Origin of the sequence: Pantoea sp. CS_6 (assembly GCF_041954745.1) — a bacterium.
Classification (GTDB): Bacteria; Pseudomonadota; Gammaproteobacteria; order Enterobacterales; family Enterobacteriaceae; genus Pantoea; species Pantoea stewartii.
Window position 1 is genome coordinate 138,799 of sequence record NZ_JAVAYG010000003.1, and the last position, 23,381, is coordinate 162,179.

24 protein-coding genes are annotated in these 23,381 nt (G+C 54.2%); 6 read left to right on the forward strand and 18 right to left on the reverse strand.

The genetic code is table 11. The features are described from left to right. Positions 1–14: 14 nt before the first annotated feature. Complete coding sequence (locus RAC90_RS05865; RefSeq protein WP_375124109.1) at positions 15–746, forward strand: arginine ABC transporter substrate-binding protein; 732 nt, start codon at positions 15–17, stop codon at positions 744–746. Positions 747–806: 60 nt separating this feature from the next. Here RAC90_RS05865 and rlmC read toward each other — a convergent pair whose 3' ends face one another. From rlmC to RAC90_RS05915, 10 genes are all read right to left on the reverse strand, one after another. Next, entirely contained in the window at positions 807–1,952 is a 1,146-nt protein-coding gene (gene rlmC, locus RAC90_RS05870) for a 23S rRNA (uracil(747)-C(5))-methyltransferase RlmC (protein WP_375124110.1), read from the reverse strand. Between the two features lie 48 nt (positions 1,953–2,000). Next, entirely contained in the window at positions 2,001–2,468 is a 468-nt protein-coding gene (locus tag RAC90_RS05875; RefSeq protein ID WP_033737659.1) for a YbjO family protein, read from the reverse strand. A 73-nt stretch (positions 2,469–2,541) separates the two neighbouring features. Beyond that, complete coding sequence (gene potI, locus RAC90_RS05880) at positions 2,542–3,387, reverse strand: putrescine ABC transporter permease PotI (RefSeq protein ID WP_033737660.1); 846 nt, start codon at positions 3,385–3,387, stop codon at positions 2,542–2,544. Further along, a complete protein-coding gene (gene potH, locus RAC90_RS05885) occupies positions 3,384–4,346 on the reverse strand; it encodes a putrescine ABC transporter permease PotH (protein ID WP_375124111.1) in 963 nt (320 codons plus the stop codon). The genes potI and potH overlap by 4 nt, the downstream gene beginning before the upstream one ends. 9 nt (positions 4,347–4,355) lie before the next feature. Beyond that, positions 4,356–5,489: a putrescine ABC transporter ATP-binding subunit PotG gene (gene potG / locus RAC90_RS05890; RefSeq protein WP_033737661.1), complete on the reverse strand. Its 1,134-nt coding sequence runs from the start codon at positions 5,487–5,489 to the stop codon at positions 4,356–4,358. Positions 5,490–5,599: 110 nt separating this feature from the next. After that, the gene (gene potF / locus RAC90_RS05895; RefSeq protein ID WP_033737662.1) at positions 5,600–6,709 is read right to left on the reverse strand and encodes a spermidine/putrescine ABC transporter substrate-binding protein PotF; all 1,110 of its coding nucleotides are present in this window, start codon (positions 6,707–6,709) and stop codon (positions 5,600–5,602) included. A 489-nt stretch (positions 6,710–7,198) separates the two neighbouring features. After that, positions 7,199–7,678, reverse strand: a complete 480-nt coding sequence (locus tag RAC90_RS05900) for a YbjN domain-containing protein (protein WP_033737663.1) — start codon at positions 7,676–7,678, stop codon at positions 7,199–7,201. Between the two features lie 86 nt (positions 7,679–7,764). Beyond that, positions 7,765–8,667, reverse strand: coding sequence for a 30S ribosomal protein S6--L-glutamate ligase (rimK, locus tag RAC90_RS05905; RefSeq protein WP_033737664.1), 903 nt, complete (start codon positions 8,665–8,667; stop codon positions 7,765–7,767). A 22-nt stretch (positions 8,668–8,689) separates the two neighbouring features. Further along, the gene (nfsA, locus tag RAC90_RS05910; protein WP_033737665.1) at positions 8,690–9,412 is read right to left on the reverse strand and encodes an oxygen-insensitive NADPH nitroreductase; all 723 of its coding nucleotides are present in this window, start codon (positions 9,410–9,412) and stop codon (positions 8,690–8,692) included. A gap of 16 nt (positions 9,413–9,428) precedes the next feature. Further along, positions 9,429–9,683 (reverse strand): DUF1418 family protein, encoded by a 255-nt coding sequence (locus RAC90_RS05915; RefSeq protein WP_054687954.1) that lies wholly within the window; start codon positions 9,681–9,683, stop codon positions 9,429–9,431. Positions 9,684–9,919: 236 nt separating this feature from the next. Between RAC90_RS05915 and RAC90_RS05920 the strand changes: the two genes are divergently transcribed. After that, a complete protein-coding gene (locus tag RAC90_RS05920; RefSeq protein ID WP_033737667.1) occupies positions 9,920–10,183 on the forward strand; it encodes a GrxA family glutaredoxin in 264 nt (87 codons plus the stop codon). Between the two features lie 105 nt (positions 10,184–10,288). Here the strand turns inward: RAC90_RS05920 and ybjM are convergent, their stop codons facing one another. After that, the gene (gene ybjM, locus RAC90_RS05925) at positions 10,289–10,654 is read right to left on the reverse strand and encodes an inner membrane protein YbjM (RefSeq protein ID WP_375124112.1); all 366 of its coding nucleotides are present in this window, start codon (positions 10,652–10,654) and stop codon (positions 10,289–10,291) included. Between the two features lie 254 nt (positions 10,655–10,908). On the opposite strand from ybjM, the gene RAC90_RS05930 reads away from it, so the two are divergent. Beyond that, positions 10,909–12,597, forward strand: a complete 1,689-nt coding sequence (locus tag RAC90_RS05930; protein ID WP_033737775.1) for an aspartate:alanine antiporter — start codon at positions 10,909–10,911, stop codon at positions 12,595–12,597. A gap of 367 nt (positions 12,598–12,964) precedes the next feature. Next, positions 12,965–13,570, forward strand: a complete 606-nt coding sequence (gene ybjG, locus RAC90_RS05935) for an undecaprenyl-diphosphate phosphatase (RefSeq protein WP_033737669.1) — start codon at positions 12,965–12,967, stop codon at positions 13,568–13,570. 91 nt (positions 13,571–13,661) lie between these two features. Here the strand turns inward: ybjG and RAC90_RS05940 are convergent, their stop codons facing one another. Continuing rightward, the gene (locus RAC90_RS05940; protein WP_058701041.1) at positions 13,662–14,864 is read right to left on the reverse strand and encodes a serine hydrolase; all 1,203 of its coding nucleotides are present in this window, start codon (positions 14,862–14,864) and stop codon (positions 13,662–13,664) included. Positions 14,865–15,137: 273 nt separating this feature from the next. On the opposite strand from RAC90_RS05940, the gene RAC90_RS05945 reads away from it, so the two are divergent. Then, entirely contained in the window at positions 15,138–15,794 is a 657-nt protein-coding gene (locus RAC90_RS05945) for an HAD family hydrolase (protein ID WP_375124113.1), read from the forward strand. Between the two features lies 1 nt (position 15,795). On the opposite strand, the gene RAC90_RS05950 is transcribed toward RAC90_RS05945, so the two are convergent. Further along, a complete protein-coding gene (locus tag RAC90_RS05950; protein WP_058707616.1) occupies positions 15,796–16,932 on the reverse strand; it encodes a PQQ-dependent sugar dehydrogenase in 1,137 nt (378 codons plus the stop codon). Between the two features lie 159 nt (positions 16,933–17,091). After that, positions 17,092–17,727 (reverse strand): carbonic anhydrase, encoded by a 636-nt coding sequence (locus RAC90_RS05955; protein ID WP_033737671.1) that lies wholly within the window; start codon positions 17,725–17,727, stop codon positions 17,092–17,094. A gap of 375 nt (positions 17,728–18,102) precedes the next feature. On the opposite strand from RAC90_RS05955, the gene rimO reads away from it, so the two are divergent. Next, positions 18,103–19,431 carry a 30S ribosomal protein S12 methylthiotransferase RimO gene (gene rimO, locus RAC90_RS05960; protein WP_289366408.1) on the forward strand — a complete coding sequence of 443 codons (1,329 nt, stop codon included), beginning with the start codon at positions 18,103–18,105 and terminating at the stop codon, positions 19,429–19,431. Here the strand turns inward: rimO and RAC90_RS05965 are convergent. From RAC90_RS05965 to gsiB, 4 genes are all read right to left on the reverse strand, one after another. Continuing rightward, on the reverse strand, positions 19,428–19,877 hold the full coding sequence (locus RAC90_RS05965) for a DUF4385 domain-containing protein (RefSeq protein WP_033737673.1): 450 nt from the start codon (positions 19,875–19,877) through the stop codon (positions 19,428–19,430). The genes rimO and RAC90_RS05965 overlap by 4 nt on opposite strands. Beyond that, positions 19,874–20,779, reverse strand: coding sequence for a glutathione ABC transporter permease GsiD (gene gsiD, locus RAC90_RS05970; RefSeq protein ID WP_039341402.1), 906 nt, complete (start codon positions 20,777–20,779; stop codon positions 19,874–19,876). Before gsiD ends, RAC90_RS05965 begins: the two co-directional genes overlap by 4 nt. Further along, complete coding sequence (gsiC, locus tag RAC90_RS05975; protein ID WP_058701044.1) at positions 20,779–21,705, reverse strand: glutathione ABC transporter permease GsiC; 927 nt, start codon at positions 21,703–21,705, stop codon at positions 20,779–20,781. Before gsiC ends, gsiD begins: the two co-directional genes overlap by 1 nt. A gap of 109 nt (positions 21,706–21,814) precedes the next feature. Continuing rightward, on the reverse strand, positions 21,815–23,350 hold the full coding sequence (gene gsiB / locus RAC90_RS05980) for a glutathione ABC transporter substrate-binding protein GsiB (protein WP_082999195.1): 1,536 nt from the start codon (positions 23,348–23,350) through the stop codon (positions 21,815–21,817). Positions 23,351–23,381 lie beyond the last annotated feature (31 nt).

Here is a 23,381-nt window from a genome sequence, read left to right on the forward strand (position 1 = left end):
CCAGGGAGCCTGTAATGAAAAAATGGATGATTGCTGCAGTACTGGTAAGCCTGGCGGTAAGCGCGCAGGCCGCTGAGAAAATTCGTTTCGCCACCTCTGCTACCTATCCCCCTTTTGAATCGCTGAACAGCGACAACCAGATTGTCGGCTTTGATATTGATCTGGCAAAGGCCCTTTGCCAGCAGATGAAAGCGGAATGCTCGTTTACCAATACGGCATTTGACAGCCTGATCCCCTCGCTGAAGTTTCGCCGATATGATGCCGTCATTGCCGGCATGGACATCACGGCCGAGCGCAGCAAACAGGTCGATTTCACCCAGCCTTATTATGCCAACTCGGCGATTGTGATTGCCCCGAAAGGCAAATTCAGCGCGATAAGTGACCTGAACGGTAAACGCGTAGGCGTCGAAAACGGCACCACGCACCAGAAATACCTACAGGACAAACTTTCGGACATCAAGGTGGTGGCTTATGACAGCTATCAGAATGCCATTCTGGATATGAAAAGCGGCCGTCTTGACGGCGTGTTTGGCGACAGCGCGGTGGTCAATCAGTGGTTAAAAACCAACAGCGATCTGGCCAGTGTGGGTGAGCATGTGACGGACGCCGATTATTTTGGGACAGGCTTAGGCATTGCGGTACGCAAAGGTAACGACGGCCTGCGTGAGAAACTTAACCAGGCACTGGCGGCACTTAAAGCCAACGGCACCTGGCAGAAAATCAACCAGCAATGGTTTCCTGAATAAGGTTTATGGGCCAGCCGCGTGCTCTGCTGACCGGTTCTGCACTGTCCTCAGTTCAGCAGCTTACCTGGCTGGCCCGCCCTGACGTTGATGCGTCAACAGCGTCAGCACCTCATAATGCGCGGTGTGCGGGAACATATCAAACAGCTGGACCTGCGTTACCCTGTAGTCAATGAGCCGGGCGATATCCTGCGCCATGGTCTGTGCATTACAACTTGAATAAAGTACATAATCCGGTGCCATCGCACGGAGATACTCACACAACTCACGGCCAATCCCCCGACGCGGTGGATTGACCAGCACCAGCTGCGGCACCGCTTCGCGTCCCAATGCAAACGCGGTGGAATCCAGCGCGGCAAAACTGACATTATCCAGGCCCAGCATATCGGCAGAGCGTTCTGCACAGCGAATCGCTTCGGCGCTGATTTCAATCCCGGTAAGCTGCAGGGCCGGCGAGGCGCAATGCAGGCCAAATCCGCCCACCCCGCAGAACAGATCCCACATGCTGGTTACCGGGAGCGCACGGACCCAGTCGCGCGCCGTGGCATACAGCGCACTGGCGACCTGAGGATTGGTCTGGAAAAAACTCTGAGGGCGGATCCACAAGGGCACCCCATTGAACGTTTCTGCCAGCGACTGGGTCGGCGTTAACGGAATCTCCTCCTCCCCTTCCAGAATGGCCATATGAACCGGCTGGATATTGGCGGAGATCACTGTCAGTTGCGGCAGCTGTTGCTGAAGCCAGGGCAGCGCAGCTCGCAGTTGTGCCAGCTTCGTGTGCGAGCGCAGAACAAAGCGCAGCATCATGCCGCCCTGCGTGCTTTCCGTCAGCAGCAGATACTTCAGCTCACCGCGCTGGCGTTCAATGTTGTATGGCGTTAACCCCGCGCGCGCGATAAACGGTTTTAAGGTTGCCAGCACTGGTGAAAAACGGTCAGGGTAAAGCGGACAGTCCGACAGATCGACGGCCTCGCCGTTGCGCTGCACGATGCCAAAAACAGGCCGCTCTACACTTCCACTGACCACCATCTTCGCTTTATTACGAAACCCTTCCTGGGCCGAGGCGACCGGCGGCAGCCAGGTTGCAACCGGAACATCAGCCAGCAGTTGGGCCAGCAGAGACTGTTTTTCATCAAGCTGCTGTGAATAGGGTTTTTCGAGCCACTGGCATGAGCGGCAGCGGTTAGCGTCATAGAGCGCGCATTGCATGGTAAAGCCTGTATTGCCTGTCGGGAGGGTGAGCGGAGCGCGATTGTATCACCGCTTACGAAAAAATGCGCGGCTACTGGCGGGCAGAAACAATAGCAGGAATACCGCCAGGTCGGGCAGTTTTTGCTGCAAGGTGTGGTGAATGATCTGCAGATTACTTTCGCCGTCAATACTGAAAATTTCCGGATAGATCCCGCCCGTGGAGGCCATCAGCATGTAGCACAATACCACAATCTGCACCACGACAAATCCCCAGCGCCCGCGATTGCTCCCGCGCATCAGGGTAAAGGCACAGCGCAGCTCAAATAAAAAAATGATCTGACTGGCGATGAAAATCAACGTGGAATCCCAGGACTGCGCACTGCGATGGAGAAAGTTGATGATTTCGGTATAGCCCAGCGCGTTCACCAGCATCAGCACGCTGAGGCAGCGCGTGGCAATAATGGCGATGCCGGCCACCGTAACGGGCACCGGCGCATCCGGTAAAACAGAACTGTGCTTCAGGGTTTCCGACATGTCCTCGACTCCGCCACGCGATAAAAAGGCTGGATAAACCAGCCTTTATCTATATTGGCAAACGTCAGGCATTTCAGCCACGTTTAGCTTTCTGAATATCGCTTAAACGCTGTTTTTCTTCATGCGCCATCACGCGCCAGGCGATAAAACCGACAATACCCACGACAAACAGGATGAGTGACGCCAGGGCGTTAATCTCCGGATTGACCCCACGACGCACCGTGGCAAAAATCGCCATCGGCAACGTTGTCGCGCCCGGCCCGGTGACAAAGCTGGCAATCACCAGATCGTCCAGCGATAAGGTAAAGGCCAGCAGCCAGCCGGTGACGATAGCGGGTGCAATCATCGGCACCGTAATCACGAAAAATACCTTCAACGGCGTCGCGCCCAGATCCATCGCCGCCTCTTCAATGGAACGGTCCAGCTCACGCAGGCGCGAGTTAATCACCACCGCCACGTAGGCTGTACAGAAGGTCACGTGCGCCAGCCAGATGGTCAGCGTGCCGCGTTCGGTTGGCCAGCCCAGCGCATTACCGAGCCCCACAAAGAGCAGTAACAGCGACAGACCGGTAATCACATCCGGCATCACCAGCGGTGCGGTCAGCATAAAGGCAAAGCCGTTATGCCCACGAAAACGCCCAAAGCGCACGATAATTACCGCCGCCATCGTGCCCAGCACCACCGCCATGGTGGCAGAAAGCGCGGCGATGGTCAGGCTCAGCACCACCGCATCGATCATGGCATCGTCCTGGAACAACACCTTATACCAGTGGAAGGAGAAACCTTCCCACACCGTCACCAGCTGCGAGCTGTTGAAGGAGTAAACCACCAGCAGCAGCATCGGCGCGTAGAGAAATAAAAAGCAGCAGGCCAGGATGACTGTGCGCCAGGGAGAGCGGATCGTTGGCAGATTGTTCATCCCTTCTCTCCCATTTCGCGGTTTTGGTGTTTGTGGAACCAGATAATCGGCAAAATCAAAATCAGTAAGATGATCACCGCCAGTGCCGACGCCACCGGCCAGTCACGGTTGTTAAAGAACTCCTGCCACAGAATGCGGCCAATCATAATACTGTCCGGGCCGCCCAGCAGCTCAGGGATCACGTACTCGCCGACCGCCGGAATAAACACCAGCATGGATCCGGCAATGATGCCGCCTTTGGTCAGCGGCACAATCACGCTAAAGAAGGTTTTCAGCGGACGCGCGCCCAGGTCCAGCGAGGCTTCCACCAGCGAATAATCAATGCGCGTCAGCGCGGTATAGATCGGCAGCACCATAAACGGCAGATAGCAGTAGACGATGCCAATGTACACCGCCGTGTTGGTATACAGGATGATCAGCGGATGATCGATCACCCCCAGCCACAGCAGGAAACGATTAAGAATACCGTTATTGTTCAGCAGCCCCATCCACGCATAAACCCGCACCAGAAACGATGTCCATGAGGGCAGAATCACCAGCAGCAGCAGGATGGATCGCATTGAAGGCTTACTGTGCGCGACCGCCCACGCCAGCGGATAACCTATCAGCAGGCAAATCACCGTCGAGATAGTGGCCACTTTTAATGACTGCAGATAGGCGTCAATGTAGAGCGGATCGTCGCTGAGCGTGACGTAGTTGCCCAGATTGAGCACCAGGCTCAGCTGATCGTCAGCCCAGTTAACCAGTTCGGTATAGGGCGGAATGGCGCGCGCAATGTCGGCAAAACTGATCTTAAGTACGATCAGGAAAGGCAGCAGAAAGAACAGCGTCAGCCATATGTAAGGTAAGGCAATGACCAGCTTGCGCCCGTGCTGCATTTTGACGCGCGTTGCCCAGCGCTGCAGCGGCGTGCCCAGCAGTTTGGCAGGGGCTTTAGTGCGTTGAAAAATCTGGCTCATCCCGCCTCCTTAAACCGTCAACACCACGCAGCTGTCGCTGTCCCAGCACAGGCGGACTTCATCGCCCCATGTCGGTAGCCCTTTGCGGTAGCGATGTTCATTTTGCAACTGGGCGCTCAGCATCTGACCGCTGTGCAGGCGCACGTGATAAATGGACAGATCGCCCAGGTAGGCAATATGGACCACTTCACCGACGGCAAAGTTACAGCCATCCGCCGGCACCGTTTCGCACAGCATCACTTTTTCCGGGCGCAGCGCAACATGTACCGGCACGTTATCGACCACCGACACGTCCGAATCGACTTTAAGCGGATGTTTCAGGCCCGGGCTGTCAATCACCAGGCCATCTGCCTGACGCTCACGCAGCAGACCTTCAAACACATTGACCGAACCGATAAATTCCGCGCTGTAGCGGCTGGTCGGATGCTCATAAATCTCCTCCGGCTCGCCGATCTGCACAAATTTGCCCCGGTTCATGATAGCGATGCGCCCCGCCATCGTCATGGCTTCTTCCTGATCATGCGTCACCATCACGCAGGTTGCCCCCACCCGTTCCAGGATATCCACCACTTCCAGCTGCATCCGATCGCGCAGCTTTTTATCGAGCGCGCCCATTGGCTCATCCAGCAGCAGCAGTTTTGGCCGTTTTGCCAGGCTGCGCGCCAGCGCCACGCGCTGACGCTGACCGCCCGAAAGTTGATGGGGTTTGCGCTTAGCAAACTCCTGCATATGTACCAGCGATAACATTTCTTCGACACGGCTGGTAATTTCGCCTTTAGCCAGCTTGTCCTGTTTCAGCCCGAACGCAATGTTCTGCTCCACCGTCATGTGGGGAAACAGCGCGTAACTCTGAAACATCATATTAATGGGACGCTGATAGGGCGCGACATGCGACAGATCGTGTCCATCCAGCACAATCTGCCCGCTGGTGGGCTGTTCAAAGCCTGCCAGCATGCGGAGTAAGGTCGATTTACCACAGCCGGATGCGCCGAGCAGGGCAAAAATTTCGCCTTTATAAATAGTCAGGCTGACATCGTCCACGGCATGCTGGCCGTCAAAGGATTTTGTCAGATTACGAATTTCCAGTAACGGCGTTAACGCTTTTGCCGTTTTAGTCTGCGGGCGTGGGATGGCATCGTTCACTCATATCTCTCCGGAGCCAGGCGGAACAACGCGGCAAACAGTGCCGCTAAAAATGGCACAACAGAGGCCGGGACTGCGCCTCTGTTGCTGTAGCAGGACATGCCGTTTCGTTACTTACCGCTTTTAACCTTAGTCCATGCACGCGTGCGCACACGATCCAGTTTCGGATCCTGTACCTTCAGTACAAACAATTTGGCCATGGCATCCGGCGTAGGGTAAATGCCCGGATTGTTGCGGATATCGGCATTAATCAGCGGCAGAGACGCTTTATTGCCGTTGGCATAATTCATTTTGTTGGACACGTCAGCGATGACTTTCGGATCCATGATGTAGTTCAGCCAGGTGTAAGCCGCGTCCACATCTTTGGCATCTTTAGGAATCGCCATCATATCAAAGAACGCCAGTGCGCCCTCTTTCGGTACGCTGTAGCCGATATTAACGCCGTTCTTCGCTTTTTCCGCGCGATTTTTTGCCTGAAGAATATCGCCGGACCAGCCGATCGCCACACAGATGTTGCCGTTGGCCAGATCGTTAATGTATTGCGACGAGTGGAAGTAACGAATATTTGGACGCAGCTTCAGCAGCAGATCGGTCGCGGCACCGGAATAATCCTTAGGATCGCTGCTGTTCGGATCTTTGCCGAGGTAGTTCAGCACGGTCGCGAAAATTTCTTCAGGTGCATCCAGGAACGAGACGCCACAGCTTTTCAGTTTTTCCAGGTTCTCAGGTTTCAGCACCAGATCCCAGCTGTTGACCGGCGCATCCGCACCCAGTGCGGCTTTGACTTTTTCAACGTTGTAGCCGATGCCGGTGGTGCCCCACAAATACGGAATGGCATATTTATTACCCGGATCGTGCTGGGCAACCTTCTCCATCAACGCCGGATCAAGATTTTTATAGTTGGGCAGTTTGCTTTTATCCAGCGGCTGGAACACGCCAGACTGGAGCTGACGCGCCAGGAAGCTGGACGAAGGCACCACCACATCGTAGCCGGTGCTGCCGGCCATCAGTTTGCCTTCCAGCACTTCGTTGGAATCAAACACGTCATAAACCACTTTAATGCCGGTCTGCTTTTCAAAGTTCGGCACGGTATCGGGCGAAATATAATCCGACCAGTTATAAACGTGCAGCGTTTTATCTTCCGCCATGGTACTGGCTGAAGCAGCCATCAGCACCCCAGCAACCACACCTGACAACCATTTTTTACGTTGGTTGAACATGTTTTTAATCCTCCTGAGCGGGTTATAACAACGCTACACATCAGTGATCCGACATTGCGTTTTTATGATTTAAAAATCAGTGACACAATGAATCATTATTCAGTGGACGTTTAATAGTAAAAACCTATAGCAGCACGGTATTCCTGCGGTTAGTGCCGCACCGCAAGCATAGCCGCCCCGTTCGGGGTTAACCATACCTCAGCGTAAAAAACGCCTGAACGTAATATTTTATGCATGTTTAAGCTATGAGGTTCGGCTTTTACGGCATAAAGAACGTCATAAATCTGGCAATTAAGGGCTTAATGCAGAATAAAACATTACGGTTACAAAATAATCTACCTCCTTCACAATTGATAACATTGAGAATATTTGACGCTGAAGGGAAAAACGCTTATGACGCGTGCGGCAGGAAAGCCTGTGCCAGGGACAGGCAGCGTGACAGGCATAAAAAAGCCGTCCTGGCAGACGGCTTAATCACGGCGGTGCGGATCAGTGAAGAACGGAATGCATGCTGCTGGTGGCAACATGCTCTTCATCTTCACCCATCATCAGCAGGTTGTTGGCGAAGGCTTCCATGATGACCATGGAAATTTCTTCTTCGCTCTGCTTCATGAAATGCGAAAACTGGCCGAAGGTTAATCCGGCTGTGATCATCATCGACTGGCACACAATCAGCTTCGGCAGATTGTCATCCTGAATATCGATAAACGCTTTCACCGTTAACGAACTGGCGTTAATTTGCGACAGGTCACCCACCAGCGGAATTAACGCCGTCGGCTTCACTTCCGCCAGTGCTGAAAACAGAATGACGTTGTCTACCAGGTCGATTTTAGCGTCAAACACCCCGTCGAAGTTTTGCATATGCGGCAAATGCAGCGCCTGACAAGCATCACATTCAAACCAAGTGATATTTTGCTGATCCAGCCAACGACGCAGCAGGTCGATATCCGGAACGACAAGAGAATCCATTGTAAAATCCCATGGGGTGATAAATAAGCGACTTAGCTTACGGAAAAATGTGGTGAGTTTCCATGAAAACCACTGAAAAGCGCGGGTCAACCTGCGGTTTTAGGACGGTGCCCGGGGGTAGCGTACCGCTCAATATGATCGATCATCATACCTGCAATGTTAAGACCACTTGTAGTTTCAATACCTTCCAGACCGGGCGAGGCATTCACTTCCATCACCAGTGGACCGCGATTTGAACGCAGAATATCTACACCCGCGACATCCAGCCCCAACACCGCCGCCGCTTTAACGGCCATCAGACGTTCCTGCTCACTGATGTCAACGATGCGGGCTTTGCCGCCCCGGTGCAAATTCGAACGAAAATCGCCCTCTTTTGCCTGACGCTCAATCGCCGCCACGACCCGGTCGCCAATCACCAGACAGCGTACATCGCATCCGCGCGCTTCCTGAATAAACTCCTGCACCAAAATATGCGCATTCAGTCCACGAAACGCATCGATGACACTTTCAGCCGCCTGGCGGGTTTCCGCCAGAACCACGCCGATGCCCTGCGTGCCCTCGACGAGCTTTACCACCAGCGGCGCACCGCCCACCATGGCGATCAGGTCCTGTGTATCATCGGGCGACGAGGCGAACCCGGTCACCGGCATGTCGATGCCATCACGGGCGAGCAGTTGCAGGGAACGCAGTTTGTCCCGGGCACGCGTGACCGCAGCGGACTCATTGAGTGGATAGCTGCCGCACATCTCAAACTGGCGCAGCACCGCCGTGCCATAGAAGGTGATTCCGGTACCGATACGGGGAATCACGGCATCGAAGTGACCCAGCAACTCGCCACGGTAATGGATACCGGGCGAGGCAGAATTGATGTTCATGTAGCAGGAAAGAGGATCAATGATTTGTACAAAATGACCACGCTGTTCGGCGACTTCACGTAAACGGCGGCAGGAATAGAGCGATCCATCGCGCGACAGAATAGCCATTTTCATCAATTAAAATCCTTGGGTTGTATTAGCGTGTTGCCCAGCCCTGCTGATGCAGGTAGTCCAGCATAAACGGGCGCGTTTCTTTAATAATCAGGCGCTGAATCAACTGACTCCAGGTTTCGCTGCGCTGGTTGCTGTCGCGTTGTTCGTAATAGATCGCCGTCCGGTTATCGTAATCAGCCAGCACGGCCGGATCCACTGGTTGATAGCGATTTTCATGCACTAACATGGCCTGGGGAATACGCGGCTTCACATCCGGCACCGATTCGGGATAGCCCAGACAAAAACCAAACAGCGGCAGGACAAATTTTGGCAGCCCCAGCAGTTCTGTTACCTGAGCGATATTGTTACGGATGCCACCAATAAATACGCCGCCCAGCCCCAGCGACTCTGCTGCAACCATGGCATTTTGCGCCATCAGCGCCGTATCGACACAGCCCAGCAGCAGTTGTTCTGCGCGGCCCAGCTGCGCATCGGGGCAAATTTGCAGATGACGATTAAAGTCAGCACAAAATACCCAAAACTCAGCGGCTTCCCCTACCCATGTCTGTCCGCCTGTTAATGTCACCAGCTGCTCACGCATGGCCGGATCGGTGATACGGATGATGGATGAGCACTGCAAAAAGCTGGACGTGGACGCCGATTGCGCCGCAGCAATAATCGCTTCGCGCTGTTCAGCGCTTACCGGCTGGTCAGTGAACGCGCGAATTGAACGGTGGCTGCACAGTAAATCGATTGTCGGTGTCATAAAGTCTCCAGCTGATTTATCTTTTTTTGTCGGAAAGGTTGAACAACTGCGGCGCAAGCGCTTTCGCACTGCGCCACATCAGGAGCCAGGCGGCAGGCAACATTAGCAGAATGCCGATGATAAACAGCGCGGTAGCCAGCCCGGGTGTAGCCAGGCGGCCCGGCAGGCCAGGGAACCAGTGATTCACAACCAGCAATGCACTGGCAATCAGTAACCCACCCAGCGCTTCCATCACCAGCAGTGCTTTCGGCAATTTAGCGACGTTTTGCATGCGTTTCTCCTGCCTCAAGGCCAATCGCCCCCCAATTATGGTTAACATCCGCAAATTTGCACATCAGAGGTGTCGGGATTGTTCCGCTCTGCCGACGTGCGACGGATTCATCGGGGACGGGCATTAGACTAACAGGTAATTCCTGCTTTCTTTAAGCGCAACGAGCGGGCATCATAAGCGGCTTTTCTGACGTGATTCCGTGTCACTCACATGACGTCCCTTGCAAGGAGTTTTCGATGATTGCTGTTATTTTTGGTCGTCCCGGCTGCCCGTACTGCGTTCGCGCAAAAGAACTGGCTGATAAACTGCAAGCTGAGCGTGATGATTTCAACTATCAATACGTAGATATTCAGGCGGAAGGCATTACTAAAGCGGATTTAGAGGCCAGTGCGGGGAAACCGGTCAGCACCGTGCCGCAAATTTTCCTGGATGAGCAGCATATTGGTGGTTATACCGAGTTTGCCGCATGGACGAAAGAGAATCTGGGCTTCGTGGCCTGATTTCGCTCACCCGGTCAGCACGCTGACCTCACGGGTGAGTTCTCCGTTGCCTGCATCAGATGCCGTTCGCAGAGTGCCGGGTCTCTGATGCAGGCCGTTCCGGCCTTACTGTCTGATTGCCACAATCAGCTTCATCAGTCTGACGATTAATGCGCCGCATCCTGCCCAGAACATCCCGCTCAGGCTCCAGACCATAATATAGTCCCAGCGTGCCGGCACAGCGAAAATACCGTGCAGCAACAGCGCCGCCAGCAAGGTGCCAACAGAGGCCATGATCAACGTACTTTTCAGCGGTGCCGAGTGCTGCATAAACGCCATCAATCCACCCGGCAGTAAAAAAAGCAACAATGCAGGCTGACTGTGCAACGCATGTTTATCCAGGGCACAAAAATCCTGGGCAAAAATAAACACCAGACAATAAAGCAGACCTCCTGACAGACAGGTCGCCCAAAAATAATAACTCTGCGGCATAACTCCCCACTCATTTAAAACACGCCAAAACATCGCTTTTGACCTTGATGAGCCTGGTGGAAATAAAAATAAACAGTCGTTTTGTGTACGAATGAAAGTCGCCAATGGCTGAGAAAGTATTTTCTGATTAGAATATTACCCGCGTTATCCGCGCAGTCATTATGGATGACGTAACGGCACGCTTACGGTCTGGACAAGATAGCGAAAAACAGACCACTCTTCAATACGTTACACGTAAACAAGAAGTTAAAATGTTGAATGTTAACATCGCAGAATTGTTAAGAAGTAATGACATTTTGTTATTATTTTTCGTACTGGCGTTGGGACTTTGCTTAGGAAAATTACGTTTTGGCTCTGTCCAGCTCGGAAATTCCATTGGCGTATTAGTCGTTTCGTTATTATTAGGCCAGCAACACTTCTCGATGAATACCGATGCCCTGAGCCTGGGCTTTATGCTGTTTATTTTTTGTGTCGGCATTGAAGCCGGCCCTAACTTTTTCTCTATTTTCTTTCGGGACGGGAAAAATTATTTCATGCTGGCCATTGTCATGGTCGCCAGTGCTCTGCTGCTGGCGCTGGGCTTTGGCAAGCTTTTCGGCTGGGACATCGGCCTCACCGCCGGTGTTCTGGCGGGTTCGATGACCTCGACGCCAGTCCTGGTGGGCGCGGGCGATACGCTGCGTCAGAGCATTAGCGACCCCAGGCAGTTAGGCATCATGCAGGATCAACTCAGTCTGGGCTATGCGGTTACCTATCTGGTGGGGCTGGTCAGCCTGATTTTCGGTGCACGTTACCTGCCACGTCTGCAGCATCAGGATCTGTCCACCTGTGCTCAACAGATTGCGCGTGAGCGCGGTCTTGATGCCGACAGTCAGCGTAAGGTTTTTCTGCCCGTTATCCGCGCCTATCGCGTGGGCCCGGAGCTGGTGGAATGGAGCGGCGGTAAGAATCTGCGCGAGCTGGGCATCTATCGCCAGACGGGCTGCTATATCGAACGTATCCGACGCAACGGTATTCTCGCCAGCCCCGATGGCGATGCTGTGCTCCAGCTGGGCGATGACATTTCGCTGGTGGGCTACCCGGATGCGCACGCGCGCCTGGATCCCAGTTTCCGCAACGGGAAAGAAGTCTTTGATCGCGATTTGCTCGACATGCGAATCGTGACCGAGGAGATTGTGGTGAAAAATCACAATGCCGTGAATAAGCGGCTGAGCAAACTCAACCTGACCGATCACGGCTGCTTTTTAAACCGCGTCATTCGCAGTCAGATAGAAATGCCTATCGACGACAATATTATGCTGAACAAAGGCGATGTGTTGCAGGTCAGCGGGGAAGCCCGCCGGGTGAAAAGCGTCGCCGATCGCATCGGCTTTATTGCTATTCACAGCCAGATGACCGACTTACTGGCTTTCTGCGCCTTCTTTATCATCGGCCTGATGACAGGACTGATCACGTTCCAGTTCAGCAACTTCAGTTTTGGCATCGGTAACGCGGCCGGGCTGTTATTTGCCGGTATCATGCTGGGCTTCCTGCGGGCTAACCATCCTACCTTTGGCTATATTCCGCAGGGTGCGCTGACGATGGTCAAAGAGTTTGGTCTGATGGTGTTTATGGCAGGGGTTGGCCTGAGTGCAGGCAGTGGAATCGATCACGGTATTTCCAGTAACGGGGCGCTGATGCTGTTGTGCGGCCTGCTGGTCAGCCTGCTGCCGGTGGTGATTTGCTACCTGTTTGGTGCCTATATACTGCGCATGAACCGGGCACTGCTGTTTGGGGCGATTATGGGTGCCCGCACCTGCGCGCCAGCCATGGAAATTATCAGTGATACCGCGCGCAGCAATATTCCGGCTTTAGGCTATGCCGGCACCTACGCTATTGCCAACGTCCTGCTGACGCTGGCCGGCACGCTAATCGTCATTATCTGGCCGTTATTGCCCTTATAAAATTTTTTTACTGACGTCCAGAACTTTTTATTTTGATCACAGTCTGAATAAGTGCCACTGCTTTTCTTTGAAATCCCCAAATTGTGGAGCCCGCTGGTCTTTTTCCCGGCGGGTTTTTTTATGCCTGCTTTTCTCCCGTCCTATTTAACACAAAAAAGTCATAAAAGTTAAACCGCGTTGCAACCTCTGTGCAGATTAAGAACCTTGTGATGGACTCGCCGGGCATCTGGATTCAGGATAGCTGACTTAATTTGTTAGCAATGTGTGCTGGCAGATGCGACAGACTCCATCCGGTTTGACCTGCTTGTCAGGCTTTTTTTGGATCGAGAAAATCTGAACATCAGTAAAACGAGGAACCGTTCACGTAATGGAAGAATTAAACCGTACCCTGTTCACGGCGATTAACGCGACGCCCGACTCACCTCACTGGTTACTGCAGCTTGCCACGTTTATTGCCAGAGACGTCATTGCCATCGTGCCACTTTTGATTGTGGCGTTGTGGTTATGGGGCCCGCGCGATCAGGTTGCGTCACAGCGTGTGCTGGTGCTGAAAACCGGCATCGCGCTGCTTTACGCACTGGCGATATCCTGGTGCGTTGGTCAACTGTTACCGCATCCGCGGCCTTTCGCCATTGGTTTCGGTTATCAGTTTCTTCATCACGCACCTGACGACTCGTATCCGAGCGATCATGGCACCACCATTTTTACTTTTGCGCTGGCCTTTCTCTTCTGGCACCGCCTCTGGTCAGGCGTCATCCTGATGGTCGTAGGTACCGCAATCGCCTGGTCACGTATTTATTTGGGCGTGCACTGGCCAATGGATATGCTGGGCGGCTTGCTGGTAGGTATGCTGGGTTGTCTGGCGTCGCATCTTGCCTGGCAGCTTTATGGTGAACGCCTGTTGAATGTTCTTAACCCCGCTTACCGACTGCTGTTTGCGCTACCGATTCGTAAAGGCTGGACGCAGAGTTAATCTTTTGCTGATGTCGGCGCAAACGTACGTGGATTTCAGGGCCGAACGGGCCGCCTGCCGTAAAAAAGGGACGCCATCGCGTCCCTGATTGTTAGCTGAACCACTTCCCGAACCAGCCGTTGAACTTCATCATCACAAAATCGATCATCCGGCTGAAGAAGCCGCCCTCCGGCACATCCTGCAGCACGACCAGTGGCCGCTGTTCAATGGTTTTGCCATCCAGCTGGAAATTAATGGTGCCGACGACCTGATTCTTTTTCAGCGGCGCTTCTAACTGGGGCGATGACAGCGTATAGCTGGCTTTCAGGTTTTTCATCTGACCTTTTGGAATGGTCAGCGCGGCATCTTTCGCCACGCCCAGACTGACCTGACTCTGATCACCAAACCAGACGCGCTGCTGGGCGAACGGGGCATCCGCTTTTACTGGCGTAACCGTTTCAAAGAAGCGGAAACCCCAGGTCAGTAGCTTTTCGCTTTCACGGAAGCGAATGGCATCGCTGGCGGTGCCCAGCACCACCGAAATCAGTCGCATATCGCCCTCGGTTGCCGAGGCGACCAGATTATTACCTGCGCCTGACGTATGGCCCGTCTTGATGCCGTCAACGTGAAGGTTGGTGCTCCAGAGCAGACGGTTGCGGTTCATCTGGCGAATATGATTGAAGGTGAACTCTTTCTCTTTATTCAGTGCGTACTCTTCCGGCACGTCGCGGATCAACGCCTGACCAAGCAGCGCCATATCCCGTGCGGTACTGTACTGCCCTTCCGCATCCAGACCGTGTACCGTCATGAAATGTGTATTGGTCAGCCCCAGCGCTTTAACGTAGTTATTCATCAGCCCGATAAACGCGTCCTGACTGCCTGCCACATAGTCGGCCAGCGCGATACAGGCATCATTGCCTGACTGGATCACAATGCCTTTATTCAGCTCATGCACCGGAATACGATCGCCCGGTTTAAGAAACATCAGCGACGATCCGCGCAGTTTGGGGTTGCCGGTCGCCCAGGCATCCTGTCCTACGGTCACCATGTCATCTGGCTTAATTTTGCCGGCTTTAATTGCCTGCCCAACCACATAGCTGGTCATCATTTTGGTCAGGCTGGCTGGATCAAGCCGCTGGTCCGCATTGGACTCGGTCAGGACCTTGCCGCTGGCATAGTCGATTAAGATCCAGGCTTTGGCATCAATTTGAGGAGCATCCGGTGCCTGTACTGCCAATACAGTCATCGGTGCAATCAGTAGCAAAGAGGTGGCAGCGACGCGCCGCAGGTGAGATGAGAAGCTAGTTTTTGTCATGAGCTTGACCGGATTGTCCTTGTTAAAACGGAAAGTCAAAGGCGTGAAACCCTCTGTCAGAACGCTACCCGCTGGCGTGACTGAAAAAAACCGCTTAATCGTAAAGTTTTATAGATTTTAGTAGATTAACCCTGGCATGACCGCCGCGCGCGTGCCATTTTCCGGCAACAGTGTCGTCCATAAAAATGCGTTAAATTCCGAAATTTTCATCAGAAAGTTAAGGCCGTCACAAAACTGGGTTAACCTGACGCTATTCACTCGAGGAGAACCCGTATGGACCTGGCACTGTTTGATCTGGATGAAACGCTGATTAGTGAAGACAGCACCGGCCTGTGGCTGCGCTGGCTGGTTTCACAAGGCTTTGCGTCCAGTGAGCTGATTGAGGAAGAGCAGGCGCTTATGCGTAAGTATTACGCCGGGACGCTGTCCATTGAAGACTATATGCATAAAACGCTGTCCCCGTTAAGCGGCATGGCGACCCTGACGGTTGAGGGCTGGATCCGCCGCTTTATTCATCGCGACATTATGCCGCGCGTCTATCCTGAAGCCCGGGAACGTCTCAAATGGCATCAGTCACGTGGCGACAGAATCATTGTTATCTCCGCCAGCGGTGAACATCTGGTGACGCCGATTGCCCGCCAATTAGGGGCCTGCGGTGCCCTCGCCATCGGTGTGGAAGTTGTGGATGAGCGCTACAGCGGCAACACCTACGGAACGATGACCTTTCAGCAGGGCAAAGTGACGCGGGTGGAAGAATGGAAAGCCCAGCGGCCGGATGAACACTACTCACATACCTGGGCTTACAGTGATTCTCTGAACGACCTGCCGATGCTGGTGCAGGCCGATTATGCTCACGTGATTAACCCTGCGGAACCGTTACGCCAGGAAGCCGAAAAACGCGGCTGGCCGGTTTACCACTGGGCGCGTTAAGTTAACCGCGGGAGGCGCTGGCGTCCTGCGCCAGCCCTACCTTCAGGAGCTTGCCGTTAGCTTCATCCGTCAACACATACAGATACCCATCCGGCCCCTGGCGGACATCGCGAATGCGTTCGTTTCGCTCACCCAGCAGGCGTTGCGCCTCAACGACTTTTTCACCGTTGACACGCAGTCGAATCAGTTGCTTCTCTTTCAGCGCCCCGATAAAGAGTGAATTTTTCCATTGGGGGAAACGGGCACTGTTATAAAAGGCCATGCCGCTTAGCGCTGGTGAAACTTTCCAGTAAAATACCGGCTGTTCCGTGCCCGCCACGTGCGTGCCTTTCGATTCAGGAACCTTGCTGCCGTTGTAATCAATGCCGTAGGTCGCCAGCGGCCAACCATAATTTTTCCCTTTTTCGATCACGTTGACCTCATCGCCACCGCGTGGGCCGTGCTCGCTTTCCCACATGACCTGTGTCCAGGGATTAAGCGCCAGGCCTTGTGGGTTACGTAAACCGTAGGCCCAGATTTCAGGCCGGGCACCCTGCCTGCCCACGAAAGGATTATCCCTGGGAACGCTACCGTCGCCGTTCAGGCGCAGCAGTTTTCCCTGGAGCTTGTCGAGATCCTGGGCGGCGCTGCTGACAAAATTATCCCCGAAGGCAATCCACACAAACCCCTGACGGTCAAAGGCCAGCCGGGTTCCAATATTGTTGCCGCTTGAGAGCCGGGGCGTTTGGCTGATGACTTCATGAAAATCGGTCAGCTGGCGATGATCGTCGCTGAGTGTGCCATAACCCACGACGGCCCCCGCCTTGCCGTCGCTGTCCGCTTTGGTATAGCTGAGCCACACCCGACGGCTCTGGGCAAAATCCGGGGCCAGCACCACATCCAGCAGGCCGCTCTGTCGCTGCGCCCACACCGCGGGCACGCCCTTAATCGGCTCAGATAAACCGGTATCAGGTCGCCAGCTACGCAACTGGCCGGCACGTTCAGTGATGAGTAACGTCTGGTTATCCGGTAAAAAGGCCACCGACCAGGGATGGTCCAGCTTATCCTGAAGCACCTTCACCGTCAGATCATCCGCCCATAACGGGCTGGAAACGAGTAACGCGCCATTCAGTAACAGTAGGGTGGAAACACGGGTCATAGCATTCTCCAGACAGAGGCAGTGTGTTTAAGCGTAGTCAGCCTGTCAGGCATGATGTTGAGGATTTACAAAAGATTAAACAGCGTGGGCGTGATAAAGACGGGATGAAAAAACAGGCGGTAAGGGGCCCGCGACCTGAACGGCGCGGGCAAACGGAACTTACTCGAAAAAGGTCTCGGGATTATCCGCCAGTGAGATGAACTCTTTACCGCCCGGCGTGAGCGCCAGAATGGTGCCCGACTCAATGTCGTAAACCCAGCCATGCAGACGCAGCTTGCCCTGACGTAACCCTACCGACACCGAAGGATGGGTTTTCATGTTGTTTAGCTGCGCAATCACGTTCTCCTGCACCATAGCGTTGAGCTTTTTCTCGGGTGATTCATAGTCACGCTGCTCCACCACCGCTTTGGCCGCATCGGCAAAGCGCAGCCAGTGCTCGACGGCTGGCATGCTGTCCATGCAGGCACAGGACGAAATCGCGTTCATCGCACCGCAGTTAGAGTGACCACAGATGATGATGTCAGAAACGCCCAGCACCATCACCGCATACTCAATGGTGGCTGACACGCCACCCGGCTCCGGCCCAAAAGACGGCACAATGTTGCCCGCATTACGGATAACGAATAGCTGCCCGGGTTCCTGCTGCGTGACCAGCTCCGGCACCAGACGGCTGTCTGAGCAAGAGATAAACAGGGCTTTCGGGTTCTGATTTGAGGCCAGACTTTTAAACAGCGCCTCTCTTTCAGGAAAGACAGTCTGCTGAAAACTCAGAAACCCGTTAATGATCTCTTTCATTATTTTGCTCTCACATTATCCACGTCATTGTCTGAAAGGCCAGGCTCTCAGCACTTGTTAAGCGAATCATTATTAATGAAAACAAGCAAATATCAACCAACAATATGACCGTCAAATGGCGTTATCACCTGCGTTGATAAGAAAATTAACGAATTAATTTTTAGCTATTTATTAGAAATCCTTTTGCAAAACGGCGGGTTACTGCGGTTTTCTTCCTTTCCGATCATCGGCTTAAACGCCTGTCACCCTCGGGAACCCTTTACGGTTTTTTGCGTGACTTTACACTGTTATGCCTGAGGTCAGATAACGCTACAATTTTCATCGCAACACAGGTAAAATCGCGCGCCATTGCTGTGCTGAACCGGAAACCACCTTATGTCCACTACTACTACACTGCCGCCGCGCGTGGGATTTGTCTCGCTTGGCTGCCCCAAAAACCTTGTCGACTCTGAGCGCATTCTGACGGAACTGCGCACCGAGGGCTATGAGGTGGTCCCACGCTATGACGATGCGGAAATCGTTATCGTCAACACCTGCGGATTCATCGACAGCGCCGTCCAGGAATCGCTGGAAGCGATCGGTGAAGCCCTGAACGAAAACGGCAAGGTGATTGTGACCGGCTGCCTGGGAGCGAAAGTCGACCAGATTCGCGAAGTGCACCCGAAGGTACTGGAAATCACCGGTCCGCACAGCTATGAACAAGTGCTGTCGCACGTGCACCGCTACGTGCCGAAGCCCCAACATAATCCGTTCCTGAGCCTGGTGCCGCAACAGGGCGTGAAGCTGACGCCGCGTCATTACGCTTACCTGAAAATTTCTGAAGGCTGCAACCATCGCTGCACCTTCTGTATCATCCCGTCTATGCGCGGCGATCTCGACAGTCGTGCCATTGGCGAAGTGCTGGACGAAGCAAAACGGCTGGTTGAAGCGGGCGTGAAAGAGTTGCTGGTCATTTCGCAGGATACCTCGGCTTACGGCGTGGACGTGAAACACCGCACAGGGTTCTGGAACGGCACGCCGGTGAAAACCAGCATGGTGAGCCTGTGCGAGCAGTTAGCGAAACTCGGCGTGTGGGTTCGCCTGCATTATGTTTATCCTTATCCTCACGTGGACGACGTGATTCCACTGATGGCAGAAGGCAAGATTCTGCCGTATCTGGATATCCCGCTTCAGCACGCCAGCCCACGCATTCTGAAGCTGATGAAGCGTCCGGGTGCCGTGGAACGCACGCTGGAGCGCATTAAGCGCTGGCGTGAGATCTGCCCGACGCTGACGCTGCGCTCAACATTTATTGTAGGCTTCCCCGGCGAAACCGAAGAAGACTTCCAGATGCTGCTCGACTTTATTAAAGAAGCGCGTCTGGATCGTGTGGGTTGCTTCCAGTACAGCCCGGTTGAAGGCGCAACGGCAAACCAGTTACCCGATCCGGTCGATGACGCAGTGAAACAGGAACGTTATGACCGCTTTATGCAGTTGCAGCAGCAGATCTCTGCCGAGCGCCTGCAGGAAAAAATCGGCCGTGAAATTATGGTCATCATCGATGAAGTCGATGAAGAAGGCGCGATTGGTCGCAGCATGGCTGACGCGCCAGAGATCGATGGTGCCGTCTACCTGAATGGCGAGAGCAACGTTAAGCCGGGCGATGTTCTGCGAGTCAAAGTGGAACATGCTGACGAATACGATTTGTGGGCGAGCCGCGTCTAACCATACTTCTGCTGGTGCGCTTTTTTGCGCGCCAGATAGTCGTCATCTGCCCGTAGCTTATCCCAGTACGCTTTGAAAATGGCCGCCGCAGCGGCCTTTTCTTCGTCCCTGCCCCGGGGTAACTCCTTGCCCTCCGCATCGTATTTCCGTCCGCCCTTATGGTTGCTGTAGCGGCGCGCACGGGTGTAGCCCATTTGAATAAATTTGCGCGCCATGTCCATGCCCACAAAGTCATCCTGCTGACGATAGGCTTCGAACAGCCGCATGATTTCTTCTGCCGAGGCTTTCGCAACCTCAACGGTACGAAAACGCCAGTGCGGCAGGATTTCGCCTTTATAGGGCTGGACCATCAGCACGCCCTGCTCACCGCGCCCGACCTGATAACGTTCAGGATGTTTGCGGAAGTCGATAGTGCTGAAGTCTTGTTCATAGTCAAAAGGTTTCATGTCTTCAGTTTAGGATCAAGTGCGTCACGTAGCCCGTCGCCAAGCAAATTAAAGGCTAAAACCGTGAAAAAAATAGCCAGTGCCGGAAAAATCGCCACGTGCGGCGCGATAACCATATCCGCGCGCGCTTCGTTGAGCATCGCGCCCCACTCTGGCGTCGGTGGCTGCGCGCCCAGCCCCAGAAATGACAGGCTTGCGGCGGTGATAATCGAGGTCCCGATGCGCATGGTGAAGTACACCACAATAGAGGATACCGTGCCGGGCAGCAGGTGACGTATCATGATCGTCCAGTCTGACGCTCCGATACTGCGGGCTGATTCGATGTAGGTTTGCCGTTTCAGTACCAGCGTATTGCCGCGCACCAGGCGGGCAAAGGCGGGAATACTGAATATCGCCACGGCGATAATGACGTTACTGATGCCACTGCCCATGATGGCCACGACGGCAATGGCCAGCAAAATGCCGGGAAACGCAAACAGCACGTCGCAGATGCGCATGGTGATCCTGTCCCACCAGCCTTCATAGTAGCCCGCCAGCAGTCCTGCCAGCGTCCCCACTATCGCCCCTATCGCGACGGAAACGAAGCCGGCGAGAAGCGAAATTCGGGTTCCCACCAGCACGCGGCTAAAGATATCGCGTCCCAGTGAATCCACGCCAAACCAGTGCACCAGTGAGGGGCCGTCGTTGAGTCGGTCGTAATCAAAGTAATTTTCTGCATCGAATGGCGCAACATACGGTGCCGTAAACGCCAGTACGATCAGCACCAGGACAAACAGGCCCGCCAGCAGAGCGACCGGCTGACGACGAAAGCGTCGCCAGAATTCCCGCCAGGGCGTTCTTACACGGTTGCTGTCCAGCAGTGGCATGTGTTTGAGTGCCGCTTCCCGTCGCCAGTTTTTCATCAGGTGTCCTTAAAGCGAATCGCCGGGTTAATGACGGCATACAGCATATCGACAATCAGATTGATCAAAATAAACTCCAGCGAAAACAGCAATACCTCTGCCTGAATCACCGGATAGTCACGCATCTGTACCGAATCCACCAGCAGGCGTCCCAGCCCCGGCCAGTTGAACACGACCTCAACCACAATCGAGCCACCCAGCAGGAAACCAAACTGCAGGCCCATCATGGTGACCACCGGTATCATGGCATTCCGCAGACCGTGCTTAATCACCACGCGGTACTCACTGACGCCTTTGGCACGCGCGGTGCGCATGTAATCTTCCTGCATCACCTCCACAAAGGATGCCCGGGTGAAACGGGCCATCACAGCCGCTACCGCCGCGCCCAGCGTGAGAGAGGGCAAAATATAGTGCTGCCAGCTGTCTGCGCCCACCGTAGGCAACCAGCCCAACTGGACGGAAAACACGTCCATCAGTAACATGCCCAGGGCAAAAGCCGGAAAAGAGATACCCGAAACCGCGAGCGTCATGCCGAGGCGATCCGGCCAGCGATTGCGCCATACGGCCGAAACAATGCCGATCGCCATGCCCAGGATCACCGCCCACACCATGCTGGTGAGCGTCAGCCACAGGGTTGGCATAAAACGCGTAGCGATTTCCGCCGAAACCGGACGCCGGGAAACCAGCGACTGACCAAAATCCCCCTGCAGCGCATTGACGATAAAGTGCACGAACTGCACCGGCAGGGGTTTATCCAGGCCCAGCTCCTGACGGACCAATGCCACAACAGACGCATCGGCTTCCTGTCCGGCAATCAGCCGCGCCGGATCGCCCGGCAGCAGATGGACAAACAGAAACACCAGCACTGCCACGATAAACAGCGTGGGAATCAGGCCCAGCAGGCGTTTAAGAAAATAGTTAACCATGTGACATCCCACACAACAGTCAGCAGCGCAGCTGACCTGCCCGGTGCCTCATTGCTGACGAGGCACCGGGCATCACACATCCTGTTCAGGACAGAACAGGTCCGGCGACTTACTTCATCTCGGCGTCATCAAAACTGAATGACGTGTCCGGCATCATGTAAAAACCGCTCAGGTTTTTGCTGTGTGCGGACACCAGTTGCTCCACCACCAGCGGGATCCACGGATGATCGTTCCAGATGGTGTCCTGCGCATCTTTATACAGTTTGGCTTTTTCCGCCTGATCGGTCGTTTTCAGCGCGTCGGCCAGGTCTTTATCCACCTTCGGATTGCTGTAAAACGCCGTGTTGAAGATCGCCGGTGGCCAGGCTGCGGTTGCGAACAACGGCGTCAGCGCCCAGTCGGCTTCACCCGTTGAGGCTGACCAGCCAGTGTAGAACATGCGCACGCCGCTCTCTTTCTGGCCCTTGCCTTCCACTTCCGCTGCGCGCTGTCCCGCATCCATCGCGGTCACTTTCACCTTCACGCCGACCTGTGCCAGTTGCTGCTGAACAAACTGCAACACTTTCTGTGCCGTGCTGTGGTTATGCGACGACCAGAGCGTGGTGTCGAAACCGTTCGGATAACCCGCTTCTTTCAGCAACGCTTTTGCTTTAGCGGGATCGTAAGGAATGGGCGGATACGTTTGCGCATAGGCAATAGAGGGAGGCACTATGCCGGTAGCAGGTGTGGCATAACCGGCGAACGCAACTTTAACCAGTGCCTGGCGGTTGATCGCGTACTCCAGCGCCTCACGCACTTTCGGATTATCAAACGGTTTTTGTGTCACATTCAGGCTGATGTAGCGCTGCATGATGGAGGGCGATACCACCACGTCCAGCTTGCTGTCCTTCTCCAGCAATTTGGCCTGCTCATAAGGCACCGGGAAGGCAAAGTTCGCTTCACCGGTCTGCAGCATGGCCGCACGCGTATTGTTATCCACGACCGGGCGCCACGTAATGCTGTCGAGTTTGGGATAGCCTTTTTTCCAGTAGCCGTCCCATTTCTTCACCTTCACAAAATCGGTCTGATTCCAGGTCACAAATTCGAACGGCCCGGTGCCCACCGGATGAAAACCGATGTCCTTACCGTATTTTTTCAGGGCGGCAGGGGAAATCATCACCGCCGCAGGGTGCGCCAGAATATTAATAAAGGCCGAGAACGGCTGCTTCAGCGTAATCTTCACCGTCGTGGGATCGACCGCTTCCGTGCTGGCGATGTATTTAAACAGGTTATAACGTTTGAGATGGTTGTCGGGATTACTGGCCCGATCCAGGTTGACCTTGACCGCCTCGGCATTAAAGTCGGTGCCATCCTGAAACTTCACGCCTGAGTGCAGCTTGATGGTATAGGTCAGGCCATCGCCGCTCACCGTGTAACTGTCCGCCAGCACATTGGTCAGTTTCATATCTTTATCAAAGCCAAACAGCCCCTGATAAAATGATTTCGCGACCGCCTGGGACAAGGTGTCGTTAGCGTCATAGGGATCAAGCGTGGTGAAATTAGAGGCGACGGCGATCACCGCATCACCCGCGGCCCAGGCGGGCAGCGTCATGACGCTACTTAATATCCCTGCTGCCAGTAAGCTTCTACGCATCGTTATCTGCATTGTTTTCTCCTGTAATCCCTGTCTGATTTAT